At 39.5% G+C, this 17,311-nt stretch carries 17 protein-coding genes and 2 pseudogenes; 15 read left to right on the top strand and 4 right to left on the bottom strand.

What is annotated here, in order from left to right:
* Window positions 1–35: 35 nt before the first annotated feature.
* A pseudogene (locus SRA_RS09695) lies at window positions 36–227 on the top strand (metallopeptidase); the annotation flags it as partial.
* A gap of 46 nt (window positions 228–273) precedes the next feature.
* On the opposite strand, the gene SRA_RS09690 reads toward SRA_RS09695, so the two are convergent.
* Complete coding sequence (locus tag SRA_RS09690; protein WP_003090360.1) at window positions 274–909, bottom strand: GyrI-like domain-containing protein; 636 nt, start codon at window positions 907–909, stop codon at window positions 274–276.
* 1 nt (window position 910) lies between these two features.
* Window positions 911–1,429, bottom strand: a complete 519-nt coding sequence (locus SRA_RS09685; RefSeq protein ID WP_003090358.1) for a PadR family transcriptional regulator — start codon at window positions 1,427–1,429, stop codon at window positions 911–913.
* Between the two features lie 132 nt (window positions 1,430–1,561).
* Here SRA_RS09685 and rlmB point away from each other — a divergent pair, with 132 nt between their 5' ends.
* The 9 genes and pseudogenes from rlmB to SRA_RS09640 all read left to right on the top strand — a co-directional run.
* The gene (rlmB, locus tag SRA_RS09680; RefSeq protein ID WP_003090356.1) at window positions 1,562–2,299 is read left to right on the top strand and encodes a 23S rRNA (guanosine(2251)-2'-O)-methyltransferase RlmB; all 738 of its coding nucleotides are present in this window, start codon (window positions 1,562–1,564) and stop codon (window positions 2,297–2,299) included.
* Between the two features lie 23 nt (window positions 2,300–2,322).
* Window positions 2,323–3,183 carry a DegV family protein gene (locus tag SRA_RS09675; RefSeq protein WP_003090353.1) on the top strand — a complete coding sequence of 287 codons (861 nt, stop codon included), beginning with the start codon at window positions 2,323–2,325 and terminating at the stop codon, window positions 3,181–3,183.
* A 420-nt stretch (window positions 3,184–3,603) separates the two neighbouring features.
* A complete protein-coding gene (locus tag SRA_RS09670) occupies window positions 3,604–4,128 on the top strand; it encodes a hypothetical protein (protein WP_003090352.1) in 525 nt (174 codons plus the stop codon).
* Window positions 4,118–4,564 (top strand): hypothetical protein, encoded by a 447-nt coding sequence (locus SRA_RS09665; RefSeq protein ID WP_003090345.1) that lies wholly within the window; start codon window positions 4,118–4,120, stop codon window positions 4,562–4,564. The genes SRA_RS09670 and SRA_RS09665 overlap by 11 nt, the downstream gene beginning before the upstream one ends.
* Entirely contained in the window at window positions 4,561–4,755 is a 195-nt protein-coding gene (locus tag SRA_RS09660) for a helix-turn-helix transcriptional regulator (RefSeq protein WP_003090343.1), read from the top strand. The genes SRA_RS09665 and SRA_RS09660 overlap by 4 nt, the downstream gene beginning before the upstream one ends.
* Before the next feature lie 306 nt (window positions 4,756–5,061).
* On the top strand, window positions 5,062–5,508 hold the full coding sequence (rplM, locus tag SRA_RS09655) for a 50S ribosomal protein L13 (RefSeq protein ID WP_003090341.1): 447 nt from the start codon (window positions 5,062–5,064) through the stop codon (window positions 5,506–5,508).
* Window positions 5,509–5,530: 22 nt separating this feature from the next.
* The gene (rpsI, locus tag SRA_RS09650; RefSeq protein ID WP_003090339.1) at window positions 5,531–5,923 is read left to right on the top strand and encodes a 30S ribosomal protein S9; all 393 of its coding nucleotides are present in this window, start codon (window positions 5,531–5,533) and stop codon (window positions 5,921–5,923) included.
* A gap of 243 nt (window positions 5,924–6,166) precedes the next feature.
* Complete coding sequence (locus SRA_RS10540; protein ID WP_367291949.1) at window positions 6,167–6,718, top strand: SdpI family protein; 552 nt, start codon at window positions 6,167–6,169, stop codon at window positions 6,716–6,718.
* A gap of 149 nt (window positions 6,719–6,867) precedes the next feature.
* Window positions 6,868–7,479: pseudogene (locus tag SRA_RS09640) on the top strand (sensor histidine kinase); the annotation flags it as partial.
* A 132-nt stretch (window positions 7,480–7,611) separates the two neighbouring features.
* Here the strand turns inward: SRA_RS09640 and SRA_RS09635 are convergent.
* On the bottom strand, window positions 7,612–9,561 hold the full coding sequence (locus SRA_RS09635) for a BglG family transcription antiterminator (RefSeq protein WP_003090334.1): 1,950 nt from the start codon (window positions 9,559–9,561) through the stop codon (window positions 7,612–7,614).
* 81 nt (window positions 9,562–9,642) lie between these two features.
* On the opposite strand from SRA_RS09635, the gene SRA_RS09630 reads away from it, so the two are divergent.
* The 4 genes from SRA_RS09630 to mngB all read left to right on the top strand — a co-directional run bounded on the left by SRA_RS09630 (window position 9,643) and on the right by mngB (window position 14,405).
* Window positions 9,643–10,215: a PTS sugar transporter subunit IIA gene (locus tag SRA_RS09630; protein ID WP_225310762.1), complete on the top strand. Its 573-nt coding sequence runs from the start codon at window positions 9,643–9,645 to the stop codon at window positions 10,213–10,215.
* A 1-nt stretch (window position 10,216) separates the two neighbouring features.
* Window positions 10,217–10,534 (top strand): PTS fructose transporter subunit IIB, encoded by a 318-nt coding sequence (locus tag SRA_RS09625; protein WP_003090332.1) that lies wholly within the window; start codon window positions 10,217–10,219, stop codon window positions 10,532–10,534.
* Window positions 10,535–10,553: 19 nt separating this feature from the next.
* Window positions 10,554–11,648, top strand: a complete 1,095-nt coding sequence (locus tag SRA_RS09620; RefSeq protein ID WP_003090331.1) for a PTS fructose transporter subunit IIC — start codon at window positions 10,554–10,556, stop codon at window positions 11,646–11,648.
* 81 nt (window positions 11,649–11,729) lie between these two features.
* Window positions 11,730–14,405: a mannosylglycerate hydrolase gene (mngB, locus tag SRA_RS09615; protein ID WP_003090330.1), complete on the top strand. Its 2,676-nt coding sequence runs from the start codon at window positions 11,730–11,732 to the stop codon at window positions 14,403–14,405.
* Window positions 14,406–14,543: 138 nt separating this feature from the next.
* Here mngB and SRA_RS09610 read toward each other — a convergent pair whose 3' ends face one another.
* On the bottom strand, window positions 14,544–15,296 hold the full coding sequence (locus tag SRA_RS09610; protein WP_003090329.1) for a MurR/RpiR family transcriptional regulator: 753 nt from the start codon (window positions 15,294–15,296) through the stop codon (window positions 14,544–14,546).
* A 159-nt stretch (window positions 15,297–15,455) separates the two neighbouring features.
* Between SRA_RS09610 and SRA_RS09605 the strand changes: the two genes are divergently transcribed.
* A complete protein-coding gene (locus SRA_RS09605; protein WP_003090328.1) occupies window positions 15,456–17,303 on the top strand; it encodes a glucose PTS transporter subunit IIA in 1,848 nt (615 codons plus the stop codon).
* Window positions 17,304–17,311 lie beyond the last annotated feature (8 nt).

Genomic DNA, 17,311 nt, shown 5'->3' with positions numbered 1-17,311 from the left:
CACCCTTTATACTGTTAGGTATAGGAGGAAAATAAATGACCATTCATATTTCAGATAAGGTCTATCGTGATTTGCTGAAAATGCCTGTGGCAGAAAGAAGGCCTTATTTTAAAGAACAGGTGCTTGCACCTTTTAAACCAAAATTCTACAAACAGGGAATTCCTTATGAGGCTAAGCAGGTTGGTGGGTTTGATATCATGATGCTGCTTTCTTGGATGCATCTTATGATCTGAATCTGATTTTCTTTGGCTATAAATAGAGGAATAACGGTATTTAGACGCTCTTCTTAATCGGGTGTCGAAGGACTGTTTTTAATTTTTCTGCTGCTGTTTTACGAACATCCCCTAGGTAAATTTCATGGTGCATGCGCTCAAGCGTGATGTCAAGAACATAACCTTCTTCTTCCATAAATTGATGCATGGCTTCAACGGTTTTAGGTTCATCATTGTAAGGGCCAACATGCATGCATTGGACACACAAGCCTTCATCATAGGTAAAAAATTCTACCTTAGAAAAATCTCGTTTTTTCTTTTTGCTTGCCTGGCTAATAGCCCAGTCAACATTATCTTTGCTTACAAAATCAGGCAGACGAATGACTGAGATAAAAGAAAACTGCTCTTTATGCCCATAATCAACGTCTTCCCTATCTTCCTGCCACCAAAAACCTTCAAGAGGCGGGACAACATAGTCAAAAAATCCCTCTATCTTATAGTCAGTCTTATGGCTCATCTTTAGGGTATAGGCAACCCCATACAGTAACTCAATAGACTCTTTATAGGCGCTGTCTTCTTGATTAGGATCTCCCGTTCCGCGAACGGCTAGATAGTTCATCTTAGGGACAGTGATAATGCTTGGTTTTGTCTTAGGTTGGTAGAATGCTTTAAATTCTTTTTTGAAATCAAAAGCCATTTTAGTCCTCCAGTTTCTGTAATTCTTGCTTGATCCAGTCAAGTTCAGCTTCTAGCAGTGTCTGACCAAGACTGAAGAGTTGTTGGGCGATAGGAGCCTTATGCTGCTCCTTACTTTGTTTGTTTTGCATATCTGCAAGATCGTCCTCTAGCTTTTCTTTGCGCTTGAAAAATGCTGCGCGCAGCTCTTTGTCATCTAAAAGATAGGCAGTTGCCAGTCCCGTCATTAGGTGAGCGTTAGCTGGCCTGCGCTCGCTAATGAGTTTCTTAGAGTTTGCTTTTAGCGCCTCCAGTCCTTCTTTGGTGATTTGAAATTCCTTTTTCTCTTTTCCTTTGCCAGAAGTAGCGGTTGCCAGTCCTTTTTTCTCCAATTTATCAAGAACATAATAAATCGATGAGAAGCCAACTTCCGTCCATGTGCGCATGCCGCGTTCTTTGATGACTTGCTCAATATGATAGCCGTGTTGTGGCCCCTCAAGCAAAATGCCAAGAATCAATTGTTCGGTCAGTGAAATGGTCATATAAGTCTCCTTTTATTCTAGTAGTAGAATAAAAGTATTCTACTACTAGAATATCATCTTGTCAACTTGAAATCTTTTTTATTAAGCAAGCTCTGCTTTTCATGCTATAATAACATCATGAAAGAAAAACGAATGAATCAAACTGAGAATGCTGATATGGTTTATGGTGTCCATGCTGTAACTGAGGCGCTTCAAGCTAATACCGGCAATAAACTGTATATTCAGGATGACCTGCGTGGCAAGAACGTTGAGAAGATAAAGGATTTGGCGGCAGAGAAGAAAGTCTCCATCTCTTGGACACCTAAAAAAACACTTAGCGATATGACAAATGCTGCTGTTCACCAAGGATTTGTCTTGCGTGTGTCCGACTTTGCCTATGCTGAATTTGAGGCTATTTTGAAAAAGGCAGAGCAGGAAGAGAATCCACTAATTTTAATTTTAGATGGTCTCAATGATCCTCATAATTTTGGCTCCATCTTGCGGACAGCTGATGCAACTAATGTAACTGGTATCATCATTCCTAAACACCGTGCTGTTGGCGTGACACCTGTTGTTGCTAAGACCTCAACTGGAGCAGTAGAGCATGTTCCTGTTGCCCGAGTGACCAATCTTAGTCAAACCTTAGATAAGCTAAAAGAAGCTGGCTTTTGGGTTTTTGGAACCGACATGAACGGCACTCCATCTCACAAGTGGAATACCGCAGGGAAACTGGCGCTCATTATCGGCAACGAAGGCAAGGGCATTTCGGCCAATATTAAAAAGCAGGTTGATGAGATGATTACCATTCCTATGGCTGGTCATGTTCAAAGCCTTAATGCCAGTGTTGCGGCGGCTATTCTTATGTATGAAGTTTTTAGAAATCGAAAGTAAACATCTAGAAAAGGGAGAGAAAAATGACTTTTAAAATTTTGACCGATTCAACTGCTGATTTACCGGAAAGCTGGGCTCAGGAAAATAATGTTCAAGTACTGGGACTGACTGTTCAGTTGGATGATGTCACGTATGAGACGGTGGGACCTAACCGCTTGACCAGTGAAGTGTTGCTGGAAAGAATGGCTGCAGGTAGCAAACCCACAACGAGCCAGATTAATGCCGGTCAGTTTGAAACCTTTTTTCGACAAGCAGCTGAAGCTGGGGAAGCAGTACTTTATGTTGCTTTTTCTTCTGTTTTGTCAGGAACCTATCAGTCAGGGATTATGGCGCGTGATATGATTTTGGAAGAATATCCGCAGGCAATCATTGAAATTGTTGATACTTTGGCGGCTGCTGGCGGTGAAGGTTACTTAGTCATGCTGGCAGCTCAGGCACGCCAACAAGGAAAAACGCTTCAGGAAACGAAAGACATGATTCTTGATATAGGACCGCGTTTGCGGACTTTCTTCTTGGTGGACAATCTTTATCATTTGATGCGGGGAGGCAGACTCTCAAAAACTTCGGCAGTCGTAGGAAGTCTGGTCAATATCAAACCTTTACTATGGCTGGATCCGAGTGGGAAATTAGTACCGCTGGCCAAACTGCGTGGCCGTAAAAAGGGAATGAAAGAGATGATAAAGCGAGCAACAGCCGATCTTAATCATGATACCGCAGTCGTAGCCTATTCCAATGACAGTGAAGCGGCAGAGAGTTTAAGGGCCCAGCTGTTAGAAAACGAAGAAATAACAGAAGTTTTGATACTGCCATTAGGTCCAGTTATTTCCGCCCATGTCGGCCCCAATACTTTAGCGGTCTTTACTATTGGTAAAGATGCCAGATAAACAAGAAATCAGATAAGTTTGCTTATCTGATTTTAGAGTGTAGACAAACACATTTTTCAATGCAAACATGCTTTGAAGTTCTTCAAATATCGATTAAATGGCTTTGGTTTGCGAGCGAAGCGAGCCTTAATCCGAGACTTTCCGCCGTGATAAAAGTGGCAGAAACCCCATTGTTTCTGCCATTCGGAAGATTTGAGACCTTAGGCTCAAATCTTAGGCATGGAATTCCGAAGGAAGTCGCTGCCGTCCGCATCACCTAAGGAAAGTCTCACAAAAGACTTTATCTTCAAGTTGAAATCAGATAAGTTTGTTTATCTGATTTTACTTTTAGGAAAATATTTTATGTTTATTGTAAAATATATTTGACAAAACGCTATTAAAAGAGTATGATAAAGATGAAAAAGAAAGGAAGTGTTTCTTATGTTTGACTTTGTTATGAATTTGATTTTATTGGCTATTGCTGTAGGTGTTTTCGTGTTCCTACGATTCTATGCGGATGAAAAGGGCAGGCGAGAATACGATGAACGTCAGTTGCTCATGCAAAAGAAAGCTTATACCAATGCGGCTTGGGTTGTGATGGCTTTCAATTTCATTCTTGCCATGTGGGGTGATGAGCTGGGGCAATACATTACCCTAGCTTTTGCAGGTATGGCCAGTCTCTTTCTTATTGTAGGTGTTTTTGTCTGCAGCAGTATTTTAAATGATGCTTATTTTACAGCGAAAAAAAGCAAGAGGTTCCTGTACTTATATGTAATTATGATTACTATTCAAATGTTTATTGTATATAAGAATTGGAACCAAGGCAGATTTAGTCATGATGGGCATCTCTATCTCACAGGGGACAATTCAATGAGCTTGTTGTTTATCATAACTTTTGCTGTCATTCTGCTTGTGAGTGCTTATAAAATGATGCAAGATAAAAGGGAGAATGCAGATGAAAATTGAAAAGTCAAAACAAGAAGTTATCTACGACGAACGTCAGCAGCAAATCCAACTCAAAAGTTATGCCTTGTCTTTTTGGTTTGTTATGGCTATTCTTTATATTGCGACCTTAGGAAAGCCAAATTTATTGCTCAACATTGCTTTTTGGGGAGGCCTTACCTTAAATGTTTGCTATAGTACGCTCAAAGGGGCTAGTCTTTTTGTAGATCAGCGTTTTGGAAAATTTGCAAAAATTGGTCGCTGGATCGGTCTGCCAGTGATGCTGTTAGGAGCAGGAGTGCTTATTATCACTGTTATAGTAGGCTTCGTGAAACATACAACTCTTAAGGAGTTTTTAGATATGGGCTCTTTTTTGTGGGTGTCAGCTCTTTCTTTAATCTGTATGGGAGCCAGCATATTCTATCGAAATTATAGGAATAAGAAAGAGGCCGATGAATGAAAAATTTACGATTAAAATCTGCGCGGGCTGGTAAGGATCTGTCTCAACAAGCTCTAGCTGATTTGGTCGGTGTCTCGCGTCAGACTATTTCAGCTATTGAAAAGGGGGACTACAATCCAACAATTAACCTTTGCCTTAAGATTTGCAAAGCTTTAGATAAGACTTTAGATGATTTATTCTGGTCAGATTAGCTAAGAGCCTTTTAAAAAATTAAAACGGTTCAGCTAAACTGACCGTTTTTTGAATCAAAGTGAGCTAGCTTTGTGACTGCCTGCGAAGGCTGTTTTTGAAATGTTAAAGACTTGATGGAGTTGCTAGGACTGTCCCAAAGAAAAAGTTTTATTTCCCAATAAAAACCTCTTGACTTTGGAACTGATTTTTTGATATTATATAAGACGGTATTGTTTACCCCATTTGAAAGGCCCCGGAACCCTTCAAATAACCAGTGGACCGGAACATCCACTACTTGTAAACATAAGATTCGTATAGGAGAAATCATGAATAAAACAACATTTATGGCTAAACCAGGCCAAGTTGAACGTAAATGGTACGTTGTTGATGCAACGGATGTGCCTCTTGGACGTCTTTCAGCAGTCGTTGCCAGCGTTCTTCGCGGTAAAAACAAACCAACATTTACACCGCACACTGACACAGGTGACTTTGTTATCGTTATCAATGCTGAAAAAGTTAAATTAACTGGTAAAAAAGCAACTGATAAAATCTACTACACTCACTCAATGTATCCAGGTGGATTAAAGCAAATCTCTGCTGGTGAATTGCGTTCTAAAAATGCTGTGCGTTTGATTGAAAAATCTGTTAAAGGTATGCTTCCACATAACACTCTTGGACGTGCACAAGGTATGAAATTGAAAGTCTTCGTTGGTTCTGAGCACACTCATGCAGCACAACAACCAGAAGTACTTGATATTACAGGACTTATCTAAGAGGAAAGGAGCGTAAAATATAATGGCACAAGCACAATATGCAGGAACTGGACGCCGTAAAAACGCTGTAGCACGCGTTCGCTTGGTACCAGGTACTGGTAAAATTACAGTAAACAAAAAAGATGTTGAAGAATACATTCCGCATGCTGACCTTCGCCTTGTTATCAACCAACCTTTTGCAGTAACATCTACTGAAGGCTCATACGACGTTTTCGTTAATGTTATCGGCGGCGGCTATGCCGGTCAATCAGGAGCAATCCGCCACGGAATCGCACGCGCACTTCTTGAAGTTGACCCAGACTTCCGCGACTCACTCAAACGCGCTGGTCTTCTTACACGTGATGCACGTATGGTTGAACGTAAAAAACCAGGTCTTAAGAAAGCACGTAAAGCTAGCCAGTTCTCAAAACGTTAAGAAACGGCTACAATACAGCATTTATCAACACTTCATGGTTCACACCATGGGGTGTTTTTGGTTTTTAAGGGCCTAATACTCTTCGAAAACCAAACTCAGACCTTGTTGCCTTGATTTGATGAAGACAGTTCAATCTGTATTTGCGTCACCTAGTCTGATTTTGATTTTCATTGAGTATAACTTCATTTTTTATTGAAAAATCTAAAATGAAGAGTATAATAGCAAGAAAATAATTTCAATAAAATGAGGGAAAAAGTTATGCAAAAGAAGAGTTCCAATAGGTTATTTATGCTAATAAGCTTTTTAACTTTTCTTGCTGCTTATTATTTAACCAGCCATCAATATTCTAATTTTGTTGGATTGACTTATACTTTATTAATAACGATTCAGGTTCTAGTATTTTTTAGTGATGGTATTAAGAATAATTTACGTTGGCTATTGATGCTAGTGTTTGTAGTAATTATGATTTTGAGTATTGTCAATTCCAACATGATTATAGATACAAAGCTATCGTTATTCCTTTTATGCAGTGTGATTATCTTTATCGGTAATCTATGCTCTTTCATTCCTTACAACCCATTCATTGGTATAAGAACTTTTTCAACAAGAAATGATGAGGAAAATTGGAAGGCGACCCATAATGTTTTAGCTAAGTTAAACATACCGGTCTGCTGCTTGATTTTGCTTCTTTCGAATTTTTTAAATATGACTATCGTAATCACGATTTCATTCACTATATGGCTCATTTTACCCATTATTTATTCTGTATGGTTCTATCCTAAAAAGGGGGAGTGATAATTTGTTGCTTGTTAACGTAAAGCTATTTACTGTCAATAGCAAGAGTCTTTATTTATCAAAAAATATTATTGCGTACTTTAGTCATCATAGACTGCCCTTATCCATATGAAGGTTATAAATCTCATCATCTTGCTCTATTCGTATCTGAGCTGAAGACTCCTTTGCACCTGATTGCCGGCTATTCTGAAATGCTGACTAATGATTTGGTCTCCAGTCAAGATGTACAGCAGTTTTCGGAAAAAAATTACATTGAGTCACAGCGCATGATTCAGCTGGTTGAAGACATTATTAATTTATCGCATTTGGATGAGTCTTCTCAAGTAAGGATGGAAAGCGTTGATCTCTATCAGGTGGCAAAAAATGTACTGGACACCCTCTCATCCAAAGCGATCCAAAAGAAAGTCTCTTTAAACTTATCGGGGCAGACAGCCTTAGTAACAGGCAATCCGGCCCTGCTTCATTCGGTTATTTACAATCTTTGCGACAATGCTATTAAGTACAATCGGGAACATGGTGAAGTCTTTGTTAGTGTGAGGCCGCAGCAGGATACAGTTATCTTGGAGGTCAAAGACACGGGTATTGGTATTGATGACAATGAACAAGAGCGTATTTTTGAGCGTTTTTACAGAGTAGACAAGAGCCGTTCGAAAAAAGTCGGCGGCACCGGCCTGGGACTTTCCATTGTCAAGCATGCCCTACAAATCCACGGTGCTGCCATCACCGTCCAAAGCATCCACAACCATGACAGTTACCTTTAAAGGGGAGTCAGGAAGAAAGTAAATAATAACAGTCATTTTATAAAAAATAATAAAACAAACTTAATTAAGAGGAAAAAGAAAAGACTTTTATGATCGTTAAACTCATCATAAAAGTCTTCTCATCCTCTTTTTTTAGTATTCATTTTTTAGATCAGTCTGCTGTCCTGAGATAATTTTGATTAATGTTTTATAACTGGGATTCTTTAACAGGCAATCCTGCTTTTTTTCTGAAGAAACAAAGTCTAAAAGGCTGTCATAGATGTGTTGGATATTTTCAAGGTCTTTGGCTTTGATAGCCAACAAAAAGATAAATTTTACTTTGGTGGAGTGGCTCCATTTAATGCCTTTAGGAGCAATGATAGAAAATATAGCGCTTTGATTGACGCTGTCTCCGATTGGGTGAGGCAAGGCAATGATTTCATTAATAACAGTGCTTGAAATGTTTTCACGTGCCAATACATCTGCCAGAAAGTTTTCTGTCACAAATCCTTGACTCTGTAAAATTTCGGCTATCCTTTTAAGAAGAGCTTCTCTTGATATTTTTTCTTTAACCAGCATGAAATGAGAGGGGCGAAAAAGATTCATTGTACTGTTGTCTCTTTTCATTGTGCTCAGTTTGTTTTCTATCTGCAAAAGAGCGTCGTCAAGGTGATTCATATCAATGAAAATGATAGGCTTTTGCTGCTGATGTTTGATGGGAACGGTAGAAACAATGACATGAAAAGCCTTTTTATTGCTTAAATGTTCAAACTCGCGATAAGACAGCTTTTTAATTTCTGAAAAGGTATTGGGGAAGCGTTTTTTGATTTTGCTTTCAATAATAGAACTTAGGATTTTGCCGGTTCCGCAGATAATTGCCAGAGAGATATTGTAACTATTGCAGCTGTTTTCAATGGCGCTGGCTAAATAGAGAGCGATATAAGAAATTTCATCTTCTGTGAATGAGATTTGAAACTTCTTTTCAATTTTCTGCATGGCTGAAACAGCAAGTTCAAAAGGATAAGGAAAGTTGTTTTTAACGGCTTCAAGGATGGGATTTGTCCGGCTGCTGTTGATAGTATGGATACTGAGCAACCGTTTTATATGATCTTTTAAATTTCTTTTAAGATTTTCATCTAATACCCAGGAAGCCCCTGTAGTTGTATATAAATCAGAAAGCAGGGCTTGGACAATGCTGTTAACAAGACTGGCATCAGATAAAGTGATGGCAGAGTCAATAATATGGGGAAAATTCTCCGATAAAATATAGATTAAATATTGTTGCTCATCTTTAGGCACTTTAATGTGAAATATTTGTTCAGCACTCTTGATGAAGTTTTGGATTTCCTTTTGTGCCTGAGGGATGAGCGATACAGTCTGTTGAAAGTCAGAAATAAGGAGACCGTCTTTAATTCGGCTAAGAGCCAGCAAGGTACTGACAAAGGCGTTTCGGTGAAAATAATCTGAATCAAGCTGAACCAGTTTGGTGAAAGAGTTATGAAAAAGTTCTGAAAATTGTTTGTAATTGATATTGAGGCAGATATCTTTTTCTACCATGTTGGCAGCGGTGATAAAGTCCGTTAAGGGCTCTTGAAAAATAAGATTATTAATGGCCAAACGAATAGACTGCTCATCTCCTGATAAGATGTAGCCTAGATTACTCTTGTTGACGATTTTTAAATGATAGGCACCAAGTATTGTTTTCAAGGTTCGAAAATCGTTATAGAGGGTATTTTGACTGACAAATAAGACTGTCATCAGGTATTTTTGGCTGATAAAGCGATCGGTAGTTAAAAATAGCCGCAGCAGGTATTGAATTCTGGATTTGGCAGAAGTGAATAAGAAGGTTCCGGAATGAGCATTTTCCCAAAAATCATTAAATTTTTCTTTGTTGCTGTATGTAAGAATATAGCCCTTTTTTCTGATGAGGATAATTTCAGCTCCGTTTGGGACAATAGAACTATTTATTGCCTTGATATCTGTTCTCAAGGTTCGGCCAGATACCTTAAAAGATTGACTGAGGTTCTCAAGTGTCACAGGGCTGGTTTGTATTATCATATAATTGAGTAAGTCGTCTAACCGTTGAAAATCAAGCTGAGCCATACCTGCCTCCTATTGTTCAGTACTTTTATTTTAACACAGAACAGTCCTTCAAAAATTTTAAAAATTTTCCATAGCTGCTGATTGAAAGTTGGGAAAAATTCTCCTAATATTTCATTTTTAAAGTGGAAATTAGTGTTAGTGACACCGCTAGTTTCTAATGCTATAGTATTATTGCAAGCAAGAAGAAAGGGGCTTACGATGGACTTTGACACAAAAAATATTTTGCTCGATGTAGATGTTTCTGATAAATTATCCTTGTTTCAATACATTGCTCATTATGCAAAGGTTAATAAGTTGGTCAATAAAAGCGAACAGCTGGTGGAGGCTTTTTTGAAACGTGAAGAGGAGGTGTCTACTGGTCTTCAGGACTCATTCGCCATTCCACATGCTAAGGGTGATTTTATCTACCAGCCTGCGGTTATCTTTTTGAAACTGCGTCATCCAATCAGTTGGGAAACTTTTGATGAGCAGCCAGTAGCTAATGTGTTTGCTCTATTGGTTCCTTCTGAATTTGAAGGAAGGAATCATTTAGAGATGATTAGTAAAATTGCGACTTCTTTAATGGAAGGTGATTTTACAGATGCAATTAAAAATACCAAAGATATTAAGCAATTAAAAGAAATCATTACAAAAGCAATGAAAGGAGAATATTAACATGAAAATTGTAGGCATTACATCCTGTCCTGCTGGGCTTGCTCATACTCCTATGGCTGCTAAGGCCTTAGAAAAAGCTGGAGTTCAGATGGGGCACGACGTTAGAATTGAGCAGCAGGGTTCCCTCGGGCAGGTTCATAAGCTGACAGATCAAGAAATCAAGGAGGCAGCATTTGTTCTTTTAGCTACTGATCAAAAAATTATGGATCAGGAACGATTTGCCGGCAAAAAACAGATTAGAGTTAACATTGCCACTTGCATCAAGGCTCCAGAAGCTGTTTTGGAAAAATGTGTGCAGGCTATAAAGCAGCAGTCATAATGTAGAAAGGAGTTTTTCAATGAAGAAATTTTTAAACAGTGCCAAAGGCCATCTAATGACAGGCATTAGTTATGCTTTACCTTTGATTATTGGTGCTTCGCTTGTTATTGCAGTACCTAAATTGATTGGTTTGATGATGGGGCAGACCAGTTTAGATGCCTTTGCTAAAACGGCTGGTTTTGAGCACTATCTTTATTTGACAGAACAGGTAGGCTGGACAGGTATCGGTTTGTTAAATACCGTGCTGGCTGGATTTATTGCTTATTCTATTGGGGATAAGGCGGCTATCGGTGCCGGTTTGATTGGTGGTGCCTTGGCTACCAACTCTAATGCCGGTTTTCTTGGTGCTATGATTGCTGGATTTATTGCTGGTTATGTCGTAATTTGGTGCAAAAAAACTGTTAAGGTTCCTGAGAAATACAGCAGCGTTCTCCCCTTAATTGTTTTCCCTTTCTTTGCAACTTTTGCTGTGGCCATTGTAATGGGAGTTGTTCTAGCTGGGCCTTTAGGCTGGATTAATACCAGTTTGGTGGCCTGGATTCAGGGAATGATTAAAAATGATGTTAACAAGGTGCTTCTTGCTATGATTATGGGAGCTATGATTGGGACAGATCTAGGGGGACCGATTAATAAAGCAGCTTGGATGGCAGGTAATGTCCTTCTTGCTGAAAAGATCTACTTGCCGGCAGTTATTGTCAATGCAGCTATTTGTGCCGTACCTTTGGGCTATGCTTTTGTATCTGTGTTTCATAAAGATAAGCTGAGTGAAGAATTGCTGGATGCCTCACGCAACAACTGGGTGATGGGCTTTATAGGAATTACAGAAGGAGCTATTCCTTTTACCATGGTCAGCTTGAAATTGGTTCCTGTTAATATGCTGGGCGGAGCTATTGCATCAGGTCTTGGTATCGCTCTGGGCATGCATGCAAAAATGCCTCCAGTTGGCGGAATTTATGGTTTTATTACTGTAGGCAATGGCTGGGCTTATCTCATCGGCATGTTTGCAGGAGCCGCCTTTATTGGTTTGGTCGCCCCGCTTATTGTAAACTTTAAAGCAGCTGCTAAGTCTGACGATATTAGTCTTGATGATGTTGAAATCAGTTTTGAATCATAATTAAATACTATAGCTAGATAAAAATGAGGTTGAGTGTTAAAGATAGGTCTGACCTCATTTTTTTAAAGAAAGGAGAATATCATGGTCAAAAAAGTACACGTTGTTCCCCATACACATTGGGATCGAGAGTGGTATTTTACAAGCAGCCGCTCAAAAATATATTTAATGCATAATCTTCAAAAAGTTTTGGAGCTTTTGGAGAAAGATGAGGGTTATCCTTATTTTGTTTTGGACGGACAGGCTTCCTTGTTAGATGATTATCTCTCCTTTAAACCAAAAGATAAAAAGAGAATTGAAAAATTAGTTAAAGAAGGGAAGTTAATTATTGGTCCTTGGTATACGCAAACAGACCAAATGGTTATCTCCGGCGAAAGCATTGTTCGAAATCTCCAATACGGAATGGCTTTAAGTAATGAGTTTGGAGGCTGTATGAAAGTGGCTTATGTGCCGGATTCTTTTGGGCAATCAGCAGCCATGCCGCAAATTTATCGGGAATTTGGAATGGAAGACACGCTTTTTTGGCGTGGTGTCAGTGATGATGCTGTTGAGCATACAGAATACAGGTGGCGAGGTGAAGATGGCAGTGTTGTCAATGTCTATCAAATACCTGCTGGCTATTATATTGGCGGGGAAATTCCTGAAGATGAGGCAGTTCTTTCTAAATTTTTAAAGGAAGATCCTTTCAAAAAGGTTTGGAAGCGCAGCACGACTGATCAGCTTTTATTTCCAAATGGTTTTGATCAGGCACCGCCAAGAGAAAATCTAGCAGAACTTATTGAGAGAATCAACCAAGATTATGATGAATTTGAACTAGAAATTTCTACCTTTGAGCGCTATATCAAAAGTATCAAAGCTCAGCATCCTAAATTAGAAGAGATTGCAGGAGAATTATTAAACGGCAAATTAATGCGAGTGCATAAGTCTATTTTTTCTTCCAGGTCAGACTTAAAGCAGTTAAATACTCAAGTTCAGCATTATCTGGTTAACACACTGGAGCCTATTTTGACAATTGCTTACAGTCTGGGGTTTGATTATCCGACAGAAGTCGTTAAGAACCTTTGGAAATTAATGTTTGAAAATGCGGCCCATGATTCCATCGGCTCCTGCGTTTCTGATAAAACTAACGAAGATGTTTACTTTCGATATAAACAGGCACAGGAACTGGCTGAAAATCTGGCAGAATTAAAAATGAGAGAGATTGCTGCTCACGTTAATAATGACAAGGCAATAACGATTACGGCTTTTAACACAGCTGCCTCTAAAAAATCGGGAGTTTTTGAAACGATCTTATATGTACCGCAGTTAGATTTTTCAATTGAAGATTGCAGGGGCAAGCCTTGTTCTTATACTATTTTAGAAGCTCAGGATCAGACTGATTATATCTTAGGGCAGGGAAATATTTTGGATCCTTCCAAAAAGCAGTTTAAACCTAAAAAAGTCTATAAGGTAAGGGTTGCTGTTGAATTGCATGATTTGGAAGCTATGGGATATCAACAGTTTCATATCAATTTACAGGGCTGTACTCATCAGCACCAAGAGCTTTCTTCTGACAGAATAATCGAAAATGATTTTTACCGCATTCAAGTAAACACTCAAAATACAGTTGATATTTTGGATAAAAAGTTAAACCGTTGGTACAAAAATCAAGGGATTTTGGAAGAAAATGGGGATGATGGCGATTCTTTCAACTATTCTCCACCGAGAGAGGATCTTCTCGTACGTTCTTGCGATTTTAGACCAACTGTTACTGTTAAGAAATCAGAACTCATTAGTTCTATTGAGCTTCAGTATTCTATGCGGATTCCTAAAAATTTGCAAGAAAGGGCTCAAGGACAGCAAAGTCAGCTTTTTCCAGTGACCTTGCGGATTCAATTAAAAAAAGGAAGTCCTTTTATTGACTGGCAATGCGAGGTGGACAATCGAGGAGTGGATAGTCACAGACTGTGTGTTCTATTTGATGCGGCTATAGCTTCTAATTTTTCTTATACCGATCAGCAGTTTGGAGTTTTGAGGCGGCCGGTTGTCCGTAAAAAGGAGATGGAACTGTGGAAAAAAGAACCAGAGCTATGGAATGAGCTTCCGATTGCTATTGAAACCTGTCAAAATTTTGTCGCTTTGGAGAATGAAGAACGCGGCCTAGCTGTTATTCCCAAGGCTGTCAGAGAATATGAAATTATTGGTGATGACTTTAATACTGTTCGCTTGACTCTGTTTAGAACTTACGGTTTTATGGGAAAGGAAAATCTTCTTTATCGGCCTGGAAGGGCATCAGGCGAAACAACAGTAGCAACACCAGCTGCTCAGCTCCACAAGATAATGACCTTTGATTTTTCGCTTATCTATTATCAAGGAAGGCTTTCTCAGTATGGGCTGGCACAAAAAGTCACAGACTACTTAAAGGGAGCTGAACTGTACCAATGCGCGGAGTATTTGAATACGAGACTTCGGTTTACTCAGTTTGATGTTGAAAAAACACTTCCCATGTCCTATTCCTTATTTAATGCTAGTGGGAAGGCTGTTTTAAGTACTGTGAAAGGTGCTGAAGACAAGGAAGGAATCATCAGCCGTTTCTATAATGGAAGTTATCATCAGAATGAAGAAATAGCTGTTCACTTCAACAAACCATTAAAGCTAGCACAGCTGGTTGATTTAAAAGAAGATGAAAAAACTAATTTGCCTATATCAAACAATACTGTCACTCTGCCCGCATTAAAGCATGCAAAATTTGTGACCTTATATTTTGAATTTGAAAAGTAAAAGAGACTGGCAACTGTAAATTTGCTGATTTGCAGCTGCTAATCTCTTTTTTTATTCTAGTAAAGTTCAGTTTAGGTTTTATCTGTATTTTACGCAGGGGAAGCTGAGTTCAACAGCTCCTTGGCAGCTTTATTTCAATCATCCTAGTTTCTCATGAATTAAATTGAGAAGGATTTCCACAAAAATAATGGTCACAGACTGGATATCGACAATAGACTGCTGGCTGAACACGCTTCCGGGAAGAACGATGGTGTGCCCGAAATATTTAGCGGATGTGGCTTTTTCATTGAGAGTAATCAAATAGGAATTCTTGGGCATATTGTTCTGCAGAGCCGACAGGGATCTTTTATAATTGGAAATGCTGCCTGCCACAGAAAACATAATTAGTGTGTCCTCTTCGCTGATGATGTTGGTCAGATGGGAGCCGCTGTTTAAATCGCCTGCAAAATGGCTGGCAATACCGATGTTTTGCAGGCCCATATGAAGGTATTTAGCCGGCAGAGAGGACAAATAAATACCAAAGATATGCAGCTTTTCAGGTGTCAAAATTGCCTGAGACAGACGATTAATATCATCGCGATTGAGATTGCGTATCTGGTTGATAAGACTGGTGTAATTATCGGTCATCTGATCCAAAATATCGGCAGAGTCCCGCTTGTAGTAATGATGAAGGTAATCAATAGCCGCATAGCGGAAATCTTTAAAGCCTTTATAGCCCAAGGTCTGACAGAATCTCAGGACAGCAGAAGTCGAAGTGTGTGACAATTCAGCAATTTTAGTAATTGTAAAGGTCTCTAAAGTTTCAATATTTTTGGTGACATACTGATAGACTTTCCATTCGGTCTTGGAATAATCTGCTTCATGCAGTTCAATATTTTCTAAAAAATTCATAGCTTTCCACCTAATATAATATTGTAATTGAAAACGGTAAAATTGTCAAAATATAATAAAAAAATTGCTAAAAAGATATTGACACCGCTTTCAAAAGGTTGTATAATTTCTGTAAAAAATAACAATTTTTTTTGATAATTTTATCAAAAGGAGGGTGCTATGGATTATAACAAACTAGCCCAAGGTATCGTTTTAAACGTAGGCGGTGCGGCCAATGTTGAGATACTGTCACACTGCATGACACGCTTGAGATTCAGCCTTAAAGATGCTACGAAAGCGGACAAAAAAGCTTTAGAAGCGCTGGATGGCGTTATCGGAGTGGTCTACGCCGGCGGTCAGTATATGGTCATTTTGGGAGAAAATCTTCTTCCTGTCTATGATGCTATTCTTCATGACTTTGATATTAAGACTGGCGGAGTGATTAATGAAAATTTGGACGGTGATTTAAAACAAAAGGAGCCCTTGACTTGGGGAAATGCTCTGAACAAAACAATCGGCTTTATTTCCAGTACAGTAACGCCTATGATTCCAGGGCTGATTGCCGGCGGCATGCTGAAAGTAGCGCTCTTGCTAGTGGTTACCTTCATCAGTGCGAATTATGTGAATACCTCTAGTTATCAACTGATTTCGGCTATTGCAGATGCTCCCTTTTATTTTATGCCTATTTTTGTAGCTTATGGGGCAGCGACTAAACTTGGGGGCACTCAGATTTACGCTATGGCTGCAGCGGCATCCTTACTGCATGGGAATTTTACAGCTTTGGTAACAGCTGCAAAGCCCATTAGTTTGTTTGGTCTGCCAGTCAATCTGCTCTCTTATGGAACAACTCTGCTGCCTGCTGTACTGATTGCAATCGTGGCTTATTATGCAGAAAAGTTGCTGAATAAAATTATTCCTAATATTTTTAAGGCCATTTTTGTCGGGATGGGCACTATTTTTATTGCTGGCAGTTTAGGTTTTCTCATTTTAGGACCTTTGGGAAATTATATTGGCCGAGGAATTGCCGCCCTCTTTATGTGGCTGGATGGAACTATCGGTGCTTTGGCAGTCGGCTTATTAGCAGCGGCTCTTCCATGGATGGTTATGGCTGGCATGCATACTGCCATCACACCTTTTATGCCTCAGCTGATTTCTGATCCGGGTTATGATTCTATGTTGCGTCCGGCCTTCTTGATGCACAATATGGCTGAGGGTGGAGCAGTTTTGGGCGTGACAGCGCGGACCAAAGATAAAATGAAACGCAGCGAGTACCTCTCTATTGCCATCGGCTGCATCGTTGCTGGTGTTACAGAACCGGCTATTTACGGAGTTAATCTAAAATATAAAAAGCCAATGTATGCCGTTATGGCCGGCGGTTTTGCTGGCAGCCTTGTAGCCAGTCTCCTTGGTGTTCGAGCCTATGTCATGGGCTATTCGAATATTCTGTCCCTGCCGATTTTTAAGGAAACAGCCATGGCTGCTGCGGTTGGTATCTTAGTATCCATTGCTGTCGCGGCAGTTGTTGCCTTTGTTTTAAATATCGACAACGAGGACTCAGAAAAAACGACAGAGCCTGTCAAGGTTGAAGTAGCAGACGATGCTATTGTAGCTGTTGCTGACGGTCAGCTGCTGGCGCTTGAAGCTGTTGCTGATGAGGTCTTTTCATCAAAAATGATGGGAGACGGTGTAGCTCTCAGCCCGGAAAGTGATTTTATCGTTGCTCCTGCAAACGGAAAGCTAACAACCGTTTTTCCAACCGGTCACGCTTTTGGTTTGACACGAGCAGACGGAGTGGAAATTCTTGTTCATGTTGGAATCAATACGGTTGAGTTAAAAGGTCAGGGATTTGATGTCCTTGCTAAACAGGGGGATTTGGTCAGAGCTGGGCAGCCAATTGTTAAAATTGACCGTGAGGCCTTGGTGCGAAAAGGCTATGATATAACCACAATAATGGTCGTTACGGATAGCAAGGGTAAACACATTTCCCTCAGACATGAAGGAAAAATAAAATCAGGAACGATACTTTAGGAGAAAGT

The organism is Streptococcus ratti FA-1 = DSM 20564 (assembly GCF_000286075.1).
Taxonomy (GTDB): Bacteria; Bacillota; Bacilli; order Lactobacillales; family Streptococcaceae; genus Streptococcus; species Streptococcus ratti.
Note: the sequence above shows the minus strand (reverse complement) of the source record. Positions and strands in the feature narration are given on the sequence as shown.